8 protein-coding genes are annotated in these 13,014 nt (G+C 40.6%); 1 reads left to right on the top strand and 7 read right to left on the bottom strand.

Annotated features, from left to right (window positions below; all coding sequences use genetic code 11):
• The 7 genes from ACYVHJ_RS01100 to ACYVHJ_RS01070 all read right to left on the bottom strand — a co-directional run bounded on the left by ACYVHJ_RS01100 (position 1) and on the right by ACYVHJ_RS01070 (position 10,196).
• Positions 1–1,407, bottom strand: a complete 1,407-nt coding sequence (locus tag ACYVHJ_RS01100; RefSeq protein WP_460511778.1) for a pyridoxal-phosphate dependent enzyme — start codon at positions 1,405–1,407, stop codon at positions 1–3.
• A 7-nt stretch (positions 1,408–1,414) separates the two neighbouring features.
• Positions 1,415–2,497, bottom strand: a complete 1,083-nt coding sequence (locus ACYVHJ_RS01095; protein ID WP_460511776.1) for a DegT/DnrJ/EryC1/StrS family aminotransferase — start codon at positions 2,495–2,497, stop codon at positions 1,415–1,417.
• The gene (locus tag ACYVHJ_RS01090) at positions 2,497–3,933 is read right to left on the bottom strand and encodes a lipopolysaccharide biosynthesis protein (protein WP_460511774.1); all 1,437 of its coding nucleotides are present in this window, start codon (positions 3,931–3,933) and stop codon (positions 2,497–2,499) included. Before ACYVHJ_RS01090 ends, ACYVHJ_RS01095 begins: the two co-directional genes overlap by 1 nt.
• A 96-nt stretch (positions 3,934–4,029) precedes the next feature.
• A complete protein-coding gene (locus tag ACYVHJ_RS01085) occupies positions 4,030–5,328 on the bottom strand; it encodes a nucleotide sugar dehydrogenase (RefSeq protein WP_460511772.1) in 1,299 nt (432 codons plus the stop codon).
• Between the two features lie 1,002 nt (positions 5,329–6,330).
• Positions 6,331–6,513, bottom strand: coding sequence for a hypothetical protein (locus tag ACYVHJ_RS01080; protein WP_460511770.1), 183 nt, complete (start codon positions 6,511–6,513; stop codon positions 6,331–6,333).
• Between the two features lie 512 nt (positions 6,514–7,025).
• The gene (locus tag ACYVHJ_RS01075) at positions 7,026–9,455 is read right to left on the bottom strand and encodes a GumC family protein (protein ID WP_460511768.1); all 2,430 of its coding nucleotides are present in this window, start codon (positions 9,453–9,455) and stop codon (positions 7,026–7,028) included.
• Between the two features lie 6 nt (positions 9,456–9,461).
• Positions 9,462–10,196 carry a polysaccharide biosynthesis/export family protein gene (locus ACYVHJ_RS01070; protein WP_460512235.1) on the bottom strand — a complete coding sequence of 245 codons (735 nt, stop codon included), beginning with the start codon at positions 10,194–10,196 and terminating at the stop codon, positions 9,462–9,464.
• A gap of 2,302 nt (positions 10,197–12,498) precedes the next feature.
• Here ACYVHJ_RS01070 and ACYVHJ_RS01065 point away from each other — a divergent pair.
• Positions 12,499–12,681, top strand: coding sequence for a hypothetical protein (locus ACYVHJ_RS01065; RefSeq protein WP_460511766.1), 183 nt, complete (start codon positions 12,499–12,501; stop codon positions 12,679–12,681).
• Positions 12,682–13,014 lie beyond the last annotated feature (333 nt).

Raw genomic sequence — 13,014 nt, 5'->3', positions numbered from 1 at the left:
TCAATTTACAATATTTGAAGAGGTCAACGTATTAATTAGGCTTCCGGTATGCCAAAAAACAACATTCGATCCCAATGGAATTATTCCTTCCTCTATATATTTCTTAAGCCCATAAAAGGCTTTTCCGGAATAAATTGGATCCAGTATTAAACCATGATCTTTAGCCATATTAGAGATGACCTCTAAAAGTTCCGGAAAAACATCTTCATACCCTGAACCCATTTTACTGTCATCAAAGAAAATTGATTCGATTTTTCCGGTACTAATTTTCAAAGTACGCTCTAGTTCTTGAATACTGGAAAGGATTGAATTTGTTCCTCTTTCATTATCCCTAGCCACCGAAACCCCAAGAACTTTACAATCCGGATAAATTTCTTTTACAGCTACTTCGATTCCTGCCTGAGTTGTTCCTGTCCCACTCGCCAATACAATATAATCGGGAACTTTATCCCCAAGTTGATCTTTAAGTTCGTAGATGGCCCTATAATAAGCAAATGCCCCTTCTACAGAATGACCACCTCCCCAAATATAAAAAGGGCGATAGCCTTTCTCAACATATTCTATGGTGGCTTTATCCATTGAACTTTTCACATCTTTCATTGCTACAAAAGAAATGTCAGCACCTACCATTTGGGTTAGTTTTAGGTTTCCTACCCTTTCTGTTTTATCATCATGAATAATGGCCTTCATTCTCATTCCCAATTCCGAGCTCATAATAGCAGTTGCCCGAACATGGTTGGATTGTGAGCCTCCTGCAGTAACAACGGCATTACAACCTTGATTATAAGCCTTTCTTAAAATGTACTGAAGTTTTCTTGCTTTACTACCTCCGCCGGTTAAATTAAATAGATCATCTCTCTTTATAAAGAGATTAATACCAAGGGCTTGCCCCAAAGTTGGAAAAGCTTGCAAAGGAGTTGGCGAAAACGGGAAATTATCTTCTTTAAACTGAAGGCTTTTATTTAATTTTATACTGATCCCATTGTTAGGACGATCTTTAATGACGTCTTTGATATAGAAGCCATTTTTCAAATAATAGGCCAGGGCATCCCCTCCCAACCATGTTTCTAAACCTAAATATTGAAATCCTTTTTCATATAAGTTTGACTCAACTTTTTTAAAAAGATCTTTAAAAATTCCTCTACCTCTGTATTCCTTAGCAACTGAAAGAAAAGGAATGTAGGCGTATATTTTATCCGGATCATTTTGGTAAACAACTACTGCTCCTACCAGGCTGCCTTCTCCATTTACATATGCAAAAACAGTTGCTTTTTTGTAAAGTTTTTGGGCATAATCATCCAATGAAACCCTAGTACTTAGCGAAGGATTAAAAAAATTGTCAGACTTAAGTATGAACGTGTAAAGGCTTTTTAAAGAAACCTTATTTGTAAATTTTAAGTCGTTCATTATAAAATCAATTGTTTTGTACCCTGAGTAATAAACGACCTATTAAGTCAACTTCTTCCAATGTTAAGTCAAAAAACAAGGGTAAACACAAAATACGTCCGGCTATATCATCTGTAATTTCCATACGCTTAGGTTCTAAATAGGGAAGTGTAGTCGCGAGAGAAGGATAGAAATAGCGTCTGGCGAAAATCCCATTCCCTTGAAGTTTTGACAAGCTATTCAACATTTGCGTCTGATTATCAAAAATTAAAGGATAATAGGCATAATTTAAACTTGCTCCTTTATGCCATTCAGGTTTCTGTGCTTTAAGGTTTCTTAGCACCTTGTCATACCGTTCTGTCAAGGCTTTTCGCTGGGCATGAATATTTCCCACATGATTCAAATTGGCAAGTCCCATGGCGGCATGAAACTCTGAATTCTTACCATTAATTCCCAATTCGGCAAAAGCCTCAGGTCCATTGAACCCAAAATTCCTGGTATACGCCATTTTCTTAAGAAAGCCGGCATCCTTCGTAACAACTAATCCTCCTTCAATGGAATGATAAAGCTTGGTAGCATGAAGACTACAGGTAGAGATATCCCCATAATCAAAAATTGATTTCCCATCAATTGTAACGCCAAAGGCGTGGGCTCCATCATAAATCACTTTTAGATGATGTTTCTTCGCAATTTTGTCTATTGCTTTAACATCACAAGGGTTACCATAAACATGGGTGGCCAAAATGGCACTTGTTTTTTTTGTAATGGCCTCCTCTATCTTCTTTGGATCTATATTTAAAGAATTGGGATCAATGTCGACAAATACCGGGGTGCAGCCTTCCCATACAATACTACTGCTGGTGGCCACAAATGAAAAAGGAGTAGTAATGATTTCCCCCTTTAGCTCCAGCGCTTTAATGGCTATTTGAAGGGCAATGGTGCCATTGGTCACATACAACAAATGACGGATACCCAGATGTTCCTTCAACTGCATCTCCAGCTCGCTGGACAGCGGCCCCATATTGGTTAACCAGTTCCGTTTCCAAATACCTGAAAGGTATTTTTCGTACTCGGCTTGAGGAGGAAGAAATGGCTTGGTAACAGGAATCATTAATTTTTCTTTTTAATCAGATCCAAAGCAAAATTCAGTTGTGGGCTTTTCAACGCATAGTTTAAAAGAAAATAAAATACAAGGCCTGCAGCACCTGCTAAAACTAACTGCCAAAGTTGAGAATTATTTTGCATCAACAATGTTATTCCCCACATTAATCCTGCCATAACACTTGCTTTTATTAAAGTAAGGAAAATATCCTTAAATTGTTGGAGGCTGGTGTATTGGATCATTCTACTGCTATAATGGGTATTAACCATCAGCCCGGTTAGGGAAGTAAATACACTGCTCCAAACCAAACCATATATTCCAAATTGGAAACCTATTAAGATACTTACCGTAATGATTGCTTTTTTTATTACTTCCAGTTTTAGAAATAAATCACTTCTACCATACACCTTCAATACATTGATATTAAAAGAATGCACCGGATAAAACATTCCGGACAAGCAAAGAATTTGAAATAAAGGAACGGCAGGTAACCATTGTTTTCCCAAAACCAACAAAAACAAAGGTTTTGCCAAAGCTGCTGCCCCCAACATTATTGGGGCTATCACAAAAAAGGAGAATTGGATCAATTGTCGGTAAATGACAGCAATACGTTCCTTTTGGTCCTGAATTTGAGATAGCAAAGGATAAGAAACCTTGCTAATAATTGAGGTAAACATGGTTACCGATTGGTTATTGAAAGAATGAGCCCGCTCATAATAGCCCAACTGCTGAACCGCAAAAAACTTGCCGATGATTAATTTGTACACATTTTTATAAAAGGTATCGATAAGCCCTGAAAGCATAAGCTTGTAACCAAAATTATAATGGTATTTGAGTTTTTCTTTGGAGAATACCCAACGGGGTGTCCAAGAAGAAGTTAACCAAAGCATGATAGAGGTTCCAAGTTGGGTACACATAAACATGCAAACAATACTCCAAACCCCAAAACCCGCATAGCCCATACCTATACCTACAACGACCCCTAAAATGGTACCCGGGACCTTACACTTCATGACTTGCTTAAACTTCATTTTTTTTTGGAGCATGGCCAATTGAACAGCAGAAAAAGCTGAAAAAATAAAGGTAAGGCAGTATACCCTGACAATTAATTCCAATAACTCCTGCTCAAAAAAAGAGGCAATCAGTGGGGCTACCAAATAAAAAACGCCGTATACTATCACACTCAAAGCCAGGTTTAGATAAAAGACAGTGGCATAATCTGACTCATCCGCATTTTTGGTCCGGATCAAGGATGCTGATAGTCCGCTGTCTACCAACGAATTCCCCAAGGCAATAAATACACTGATCATGCCCACTAAACCGAACTCTGTTGGACCAAGGAGTCTGGCAAGAATCACTGAAGCAATAAAGGACAAACCCCTGAGTACAAAGGTCTCTGTAAAGGTCCATAAGATGCCCGAAAGCGTCTGTTTTTTTAATGACATATAAGCTTAATTCAACCTAAGGGTTTGTACCAGCTTATCTTTTGAAAAGGCCAACTACTATAGCTTTGTTATAATTCGGGCAAAGTCGCGCTTCCACTAAAGTCTTGCGTCCACTTTGTCTTTTTCCAACACAGCCTTAACATCGTATACCACTAAGTTTTTGCTTTTTTGAATGGGTAAGGCTTTGAATTCTTTGTGTGCCACTGCCAATACCACTGCAGAATATTCCTCAAGTGAAGGGCAATCCTTGCCACCGATAATGTCCACACCATACTCATGCTTTACTTCGGCAGGGTTTGCCCAAGGATCATATACATCTACATCTATATCAAAATTCCTCAATTCTGAATAAATATCGATTACGCGGGTATTGCGAACATCAGGGCAGTCTTCCTTGAAAGTAAAACCAAGAATCAAAACTTTACTGTCAATGACTTTTAAATCCTTGCGCATCATATGCTTGATGACCTCAGTGGCCACATGCTTGCCCATGGAATCATTTAATCGACGGCCTGCTAATATAATTTCCGGATGATACCCTACTTCCTGGGCTTTTTGCGCAAGATAGAATGGGTCTACGCTGATACAGTGACCACCTACCAAACCGGGTCTAAAAGGAAGGAAATTCCACTTTGTTCCAGCGGCCTCTAACACTTCCTGGGTGTCAATGTCCAGTAAATTAAATATCTTAGACAATTCATTGACAAAGGCAATATTGATATCCCTTTGAGAGTTTTCAATCACTTTGGCAGCTTCCGCCACTTTAATACAACTGGCCTTATGTGTCCCTGCTACAATTACCTCCCGGTAAAGCTGATCCACATATTCTGCGATTTCAGGCGTAGAACCGGAAGTAACCTTTAAAATCTTGGCAACGGTATGCTCCTTGTCTCCCGGATTGATTCTTTCCGGAGAGTAGCCGGCATAAAAATCTTTATTAAAGGTCATTCCGCTTATTTTTTCCAATAAAGGAACACATTCCTCTTCCGTAACTCCCGGATAAACAGTAGATTCATAAATGACCACATCTCCTTTTTTTAGGTATTGGGCAATGGTCTCAGAGGCCTTAAGCATAGGGGTCAATACCGGTCGGTTGTGCCGATCTGTAGGTGTAGGAACGGTTACAATATACACCTGGCAGTCTGCCAAGTCAGCTGCATTGTCTGTATTAAAAAGTCCTTTTTCTTTGGGGCTGGCGGTAGAGAGCACCGCTTGTAGGTCCTGATCAGCTACCTCCAGGGTAAAGTCATGGCCATCATTTAGTTCTTTTACCCTATTAGAGGCTATATCGAAACCAACTACCGGGAATTTTTTAGCGAATTCAACAGCCAGGGGAAGTCCAACATATCCCAGCCCAATTACAGCAATTTTTACATCTTTTAAAGGAGTACTCATGAGGTTAAAAATATTAGTTGTAATGATTACAATAGATAGAAATACAAATATAAGTGAATTTAAATTATGTTATTGATCATAACTTAAATCATAACGGAATATAATTTTTTTTACTAGCAATCCACTCTCGAAAATCCCAGAATAGAAGCAGCTCCCTTGTTAAGGAATATTTTGTTTATCCTAGGAGGCACGGTTTCGGATTTGATTAGTAGTGCTTTTGTCCACTTCAATCTCTTAAGTCCTGCGATAAAATTCTTTTCTAGCCAACTCTCTTTTTCCAAAAAGAAATAGGAGCTTCACCCTTGGTTATTAAAATTTCAGCCCTTTAGGCTTTTAGAGATACTTTGTTGCTGAGTGTTTTGAGGATTTAAGTATAGGTTAACCTATGGCTTCGACTCCGCTCAGCCGCCGGTGAAGAAAAAGCCGTCCAAAATTTCCCTTTCCCCCTTTTTAAGGGGGAGTTTGTTTTTTCTAATTGAGACGGTTTCGGATTTGATTAGTAGTGCTTTTGTCAACTTCAATTTCCTAAGTCCTGCGATAAAATTCTTTTCCAGCCGACTCCCCATTTCCAAAATCAAGGTCATTTCAACTCTTTTACCAGGGGTTTCACCCTTGACTATTATAGTTTCAGCCCTTTAGGCTTTTAGAGATAATTTATTGCTGAGTGTTTTGAGGATTTAAGTATAGGTTAACCTATGGCTTCGACTCCGCTCAGCCGCCGGTGAAGAAAAAGCCGTCCAAAATCACCCTTACCCCCTTTTTAAGGGGGAGTTTGTTTATTCTAGGTGGGACGGTTTCGGATTTGATTTGTAGTGCTTTTGTCAACTTCAATCTCTTAAGTCCTGCGATAAAATTCTTTTGCAGCCAATTACCTTTTTCCAAAAAGAAATAGGGGCTTCACCCTTGGTTATTAAAATTTCAGCCCTTTAGGCTTTTAGAGATACTTTGTTGCTGAGTGTTTTGAGGATTTAAGTATAGGTTAACCTATGGCTTCGACTCCGCTCAGCCGCCGGTGAAGAAAAACCCGTCCAAAATCCCCCTTACCACCTTTTTAAGGGGGAGTTTGTTTATTCTAGGTGGGACGGTTTCGGATTTGATTAGTAGTGCTTTTGTCAACTTCAATTTCCTAAGTCCTGCGATAAAATTCTTTTCCAGCCGACTCCCCATTTCCAAAATCAAGGTCATTTCAACTCTTTGACAAGGGGTTTCACCCTTGACTATTATAGTTTCAGCCCTTTAGGCTTTTAGAGATACTTTGTTGCTGAGTTTTTTGAGGATTTAAGTATAGGTTAACCTATGGCTTCGACTCCGCTCAGCCGCCGGTAAAGAAAAAGCCGTCCAAAATCCCCCTTACCACCTTTTTAAGGGGAGTTTGATTTTTCTAATTGAGACGGTTTGAGTTTTGATTTGTAGTGCTTTTGTCCACTTCAATTTCTTAAGTCCTGTGATAAAATTCTTTTGCAGCCAACTCCCCCTTTTTAAGGGGAAGTTTGTTTATCCTAGGAGAGACGGTTTCGAATTTGATTAGTGGTGCTTTGCTTATCTGTATCCAACTTTATACAGCTTCGCCTCCTCAGTCCCATTTGATGGGAAAGAGCAGTAAGCAAAAGAAAGATTTAACAACTCCCAAGTAAAGCCTTGAGATTAAAAGGTGAAATAATAGGGCAAAGGGTTAATAATGGCCTTAAGCTTATTGGCTACTTTAATTTAAACAATTTTTTAAAGAAGTTCCTTTCTTTATTGTCTTCTGCATAATAGCCATAGCCATATCCATAACCGTAACCGTAGCCCGTTCCATAGCCATAGTGCTGGGCATCCTTATCCACCCCATTAAAAACCATATAAGCTTCTTTTAATATGGCCTGCTTTTTTAAATTATTGATATGGTCTATGAACTGCTTTTCACTGTAATTGTAGCGTACCACAAAGAGGGAGATATCTGCTAACCTGATTAGGTCTAAGGTCTCAGAAACCAAACCCACCGGTGGGGTATCCAATATCACCATATCATAGCGTCCCTTCATTTCCTCTAGCAATTGGCCAAAACGATCGGTAATCAACAATTCTGCCGGATTGGGTGGAATTGGCCCGGACACAATGACATCCAGGTTTTCGTAGGCCGTTTTTTGGATCACCTTGTCCACATCCTCTTGATTTTGACTCAGGTAGGTAGACAAGCCTTCTTTATTACTGATACCAAAATCCTCAAAAATCTTGGGCTTCCGCATGTCACAACCAATCAGTAGGGTTCTTTTATTGCTTAGGGCATAGACTGAAGCCAAATTGATGCTACAAAAAGTTTTTCCTTCACCCGAGATACTGGAGGTGATCAAAATTACTGAACTCTTGTCTTTCGGAAGGATAAAGTTCATATTGGCGCGCAAAGAACGAAAGGCTTCTGTTATGCCGGAGCGGTGCTTCTTTAAGACTACCAAATTGTCATTCTCTTCACTCTCTCCAACGGTGGAAATTAAATTAAGATCGGCCTTTCTTTCCAGTTCCTTTCCATCCTTGATGGTATTGCTTAAAAAAGCGCGTGCAAAACTGATCCCTATGGGCAAGGCTACACCTAATATTAGGGCAATTAAATAGGTGAGTGCCGTTTTTGGACTTATGGGAATGGGATTAATTAAAGCGCTCTCGATGATTTTATTACTGGGGGTATTCGAAGCCCTTGTGATGGCTGATTCAGCGCGTTTTTCCAACAAAAAAGTGTACAATTCTTCATTCAAGGAAAACTCTCGCTGAATGCGCAATAAGTTTTGCTCGGTTTGGGGCAAACTACTGAAAGTACCGGTAATTTTATTGATCCGTTCTTGCAGGTCCTCAATCAAAAGCTGGGCATTATTGTCAACATTTTGAAGCAATTCTAAAATAGAAAGATTCAGGTCTTTAATTTTTCGATTCACTTCCCTAAGGGGTGGTGAAATTTCCGTCAATTTGGAGGCATGCATGGATTTCTCTGCTTGCAATTCCAATAGATTGGTAATCAGGGTGTTTAGAATGGGGTCCTCTATACCCAAACCTGAGGGAACCACCACCTGATTGTAATCCTCCCTTTCCAAGTACTTGGTCAATTGCTGGTAATAGTCCCTTTTGAATTTTTCCTTGGCCAATTCATTTTCTAGTTCCTTTAATTGTTCAAAGATGGCGGTGCCTTCAGAGCTCAAATCATAAATGGAATTGTTGGAGCGAAAGTTTTCCAATCTGTTTTCTATAAACATTAAGGAATCAGACAAAACCACCAGTTGGGCATCAATAAAATCGATGGTATTGGTGGCCATGGCATTCTTCTCCTGCAATTCGTTTTCCAAATAAACTTCTTGCAAGGTATTTAAATAATCCCTGCCTTTTTCAGGCGTATGGGTATTAACGGTCAGTTTAAGAATGGTGGACTGCTTGTCCATGGCAGCAATTTGCAAATTTTCACCGGTATAATGGTTAATCAACCCATGTCGATCTCTAAAACGAATGATCATTTCCCCACTGTCTTCAGCAGATGTGAGCCCTACTTTAAATCGGTTCATGGGCAATTCTACCCATTCATTGAAATTGTATTTTTGTGATGGGGAACCGGGATTATCTAACTTTTTTCTTCCATCCGTATCAGGGAAAATTTGGGTATAGGATTCACTTAGATAGGATACGGTAAACTGTTTTCTATCTGTCCATTGGATTAAAAGATCTCCATTGGTCAATTGGGGATGGTTCCAGTCTACTGCTACAGCAACCGGGGTATTTTTGTACACTTCAGTAGTTAAGAACCTACCCTGCGCATAATATTCTACATCAAAATTTAAAAGATCCAGGGCTGCATTGGCTATGGGTCTGGACTTAAGGATAATCATTTGATTACCCAATTCCATTTCGGCTGATCCACCCATGTTTAAACCTGCAGATTCAAATAGGTTAAAAGGGTTTTCTTTTTCTTTGACAAAAAATTTGCTGGAAACCTGGTATTCCGGGACAGAATAACGGAGGCTTATATAAGCGATCCCTATGGCTACAATAACAGAAAGCGCAATATAGGGCCAAATTCGCCAGATTCTTAGCAATAAGTCTTTGATATCAATTACTTCTTCCTCCTGACCTATCACCGGAGTTCTATTAGCTTCAGATTGGTTCATTTGCAATTAATTGATGGCGTTCAATACAAGTAAAACAGCAGAAAGTGTAGTAACCGCCAATTGGAAGGTTTGGACAAAATTCACGCCGGTTCCCAATTCCCGAATTTTCATGGGTTCTGCATAGAGCATATCATTGGGGCGAATAAAATAGAACTCTGATTCGATCAATCTTTCGTCATTTAAATTGATTCTAAAGGTTTTGGTCCCTTCAGGATACTGTCGCATCAACACCAACTGATCCCTTTTGGCCGTGGTGGTCAAATCACCTGCATGTGCAATGGCCTGAAAGATGCTAATGCGATTCTGCAAAATGGTAAAATTACCGTTGTTTTTGAACTCTCCCAGGGCAGAAAAGCGAATACCTCCCAAACGTACCCTTACAAAAAAGTCTTCTTCATTGACATAATTTGATAATTCAGACTCAATCAAGGCTTGGGCCTGTTTGGTGGTCAAACCCAGCAATTTAATTTCTCCTAAAAGAGGTAATTCCACCATACCATTTTCATCCACCGTATAGCCATTGATAAAGAAAATGTCTCCTCCATCCTGAGCTCCTTGTGGTGTCATACGTAAAGATTGATCTCCTGCCGCAATCCCAAAAATCTCATTGAGTTCGGGGGAGGTAGTGCTGACATTGATATCTACCACATCATTGTATTGGAGGAAATAATCGGCTGTACTGTTGGCCACAAGCTCATTTTCTGTAAACAAAGGAATGTCTTCTTCAGATAAATCCTGCATATAGATGATCTTCTTGTTAGAAACACAGGAGCCGGCTAGGACGACAATAAAAAGGGTAAAAAATAATCTGTTAAGTGGCTTCATTTTTAATCGATAAAATGAACTTTTTAATTCGGCACAAAGATATTTAAAAGTAGGTCAGTAAAAAAACTGTTTAATACCTTTTTTTCACCAAAAAAGACAAACTACACTAAAGATATATTTAAATACATTATTCAATATACGAACTGCTTTTTTCGGCAAAATTTGAATGATTTTAGCCGGGGAAATTTTGTTGGACATTTGGTCGGTAACTGAGAAGCATTCCTAATTCTGGGTCTTTATATGTAAAATTATTGGTTTAAATGTCTTACAGCAAGGGATTTGCCTCTCTTGGCTGGATTAAGGTTGTCAAATGAATTGTAATTTGGTTGGGTGTACATGTGCTAACCCATTCCTATTGAGTTGTTCCCTTTATAAAAAGATGGGGAGATGAATAGGTTTGAATGGAATCATTGCAATTTTATCGAACTCACATTCTCAATAGGATCTCTAAAATCTATCGTTCCTGTGGCTTTAGCCAAAACATTAATTAATTACCGCTGGCTAATCCTGTTGAAGTTTTTAAAAAAGATGGTCGGTATTGTTGGTTATTGAGCCTGTTGATTATTTTATTCTCGGTATTTTGGCTAAAGCAAAATGTGAGGATATGGCCTTAATAAATGGGCTAAAGCCCATTCCTATTGAGTTGTTGCATTTATAAAAAAAATGGAGAGATGAATAGGTTTGAATGAATCATTGCAATTTTATCGAACTCACACTCTCAATAGGATCTCTAAAATCTATCGTTTCTGTGGCTTTAGCCAAAACTACGAGAATAAGGATCGTATCCTAAAATGAATTTTATAACTGTGAAAATCTACAAGGCGGAAGTTAATATATTCGTCATTCCGAGACTTTGCGAGGGCATTCTGCGTTGGAAGGCGAAGGAATCTCCAATGTGATGAGATTGCCACACCCTTGCCTCTCCAATGCCCTCCCCTAAGGGTTCGCAATGACGGGTCTTCTCGTCATTCCGAGGCTTAGCGATGGCCATGCGGGAGGGAAGGCGAAGGAATCTCCAATGTGATGAGATTGCCACAGCCTTTCTCTACACTCCAGCTCCCCAGAAAAGAGTTCGCAATGACGGTACATCATTCTTAGAATTAACATTTAATATGCAGCAATCAAGTTGACAGCATTCAATTAAAAAGAGCATTTTTACTTTTTTGCTATAGGCCCAAAAAGTAAACAACCTGTCCTGATGCGTAGCAAGTCAGGCCTGTCCTGAAGCGGAGCTAGTCAGGAAAAAACCCCGCCGCTGAGTATCTTTTCGGCTAAAATTTAAGGCCTCCCGCACACAGGCAAACTCCTTAGTTTTTGGTATTATTGTTTCGTTGTTTTTTTAATGATTACTAAACCAAAAACTTCGTCAGACAGTGCCTGTGCCCTTGCCTTCGCTTCTTATATTTCTTAACGCCGAAAATCTACAAGGCGGAAGTTAATGTATTCCTCATTCCGAGACTTTGCAGGGGCCATGCGGGAAGGAAGGCGAAGTAATCTCAACAGTGATGAAATTGCCACAGCCTTACCTCTCCTATGCCCCCCCTAAGAGTTCGCAATAACAAGCACATACTGGCACACTTCGACAGGCTCAGTGGCCGAAAGATAATTCCGAGACTTTGCGGGGCCTTTCCCGTTGGAAGGCCAAGGAATCTCAACAGTGGCGAGACTGCATACCCTTGCCCCTCCACTGCCATTCCCTAAGGGTTCGCAGTGACGGGTCTTCTCGTCATTCCGAGGCTTAGCGATGGCCATGCGGGAGGGAAGGCGAAGGAATCTCCAATGTGATGAGATTGCCACAGCCTCTCCCTACACTCCAGCTCCCCAAAAAAGGGTTCGCAGGGACGTAACAAGCACATCATGGCTCACTTCGACAGGCTCAGTGGCCGAAAGATAGTGTGACCGATGACGATTTTTACGTCATTCTGAGACTTTGTGGGGGCCATGCGAGAGGGAAGGCGAAGGAATCTCCAATGTGATGAGATTGCCACACCCTTGCCTCTCCACTGCCCTCCCCTAAGGGTTCGCAGTGACGCGTTTCCTCATCATTCCGAGTCTTTGCAGAGGCCATGCGGGAAGGAAGGCGAAGGAATCTCCTAAGTGATGAGATTGCCACAGCCTTTTCCTTCACTCCCGCTCCCCAAAAAAGGGTTCGCAGGAACGAAAGAAGCACATCCTGGCTCACTTCGACAGGCTCAGTGGCCGAAAGATAGTGTGACCGATGACGATTTTTACGTCATTCCGAGACTTTGCAGGAGCCATGCGGGAAGGAAGGCGAAGGAATCTCCAATGTGATGAGATTGCCACAGCCTTTCCCTACACTACAGCTCCCCAAAAAAGGGTTCGCAGTGACGTAACAAGCACATCATGGCTCACTTCGACAGGCTCAGTGGCCGAAAGATAGTGTGACCGATGACGATTTTTACGTCATTCTGAGACTTTGCGGGGGTATTCTGCGTTGGAAGGCGAAGGAATCTCCAATGTGATGAGATTGCCACAGCCTTTCTCTACACAACACCTCCCCAGAAAAGAGTTCGCAGGGACGAAAGAAGCACATCCTGGCTCACTTCGACAGGCTCAGTGGCCGAAAGATAGTGTGACCGATGACGATTTTTACGTCATTCTGAGACTTTGCGGGGGTATTCTGCGTTGGAAGGCGAAGGAATCTCCAATGTGATGAGATTGCCACAGCCTTTCTCTACACAACACCTCCCCAGAAAAGAGTTCGCAGGGACGA

The sequence above is a fragment of the Cyclobacterium sediminis genome (assembly GCF_054781075.1).
This window is presented reverse-complemented; position numbering and strand designations above follow the sequence as displayed.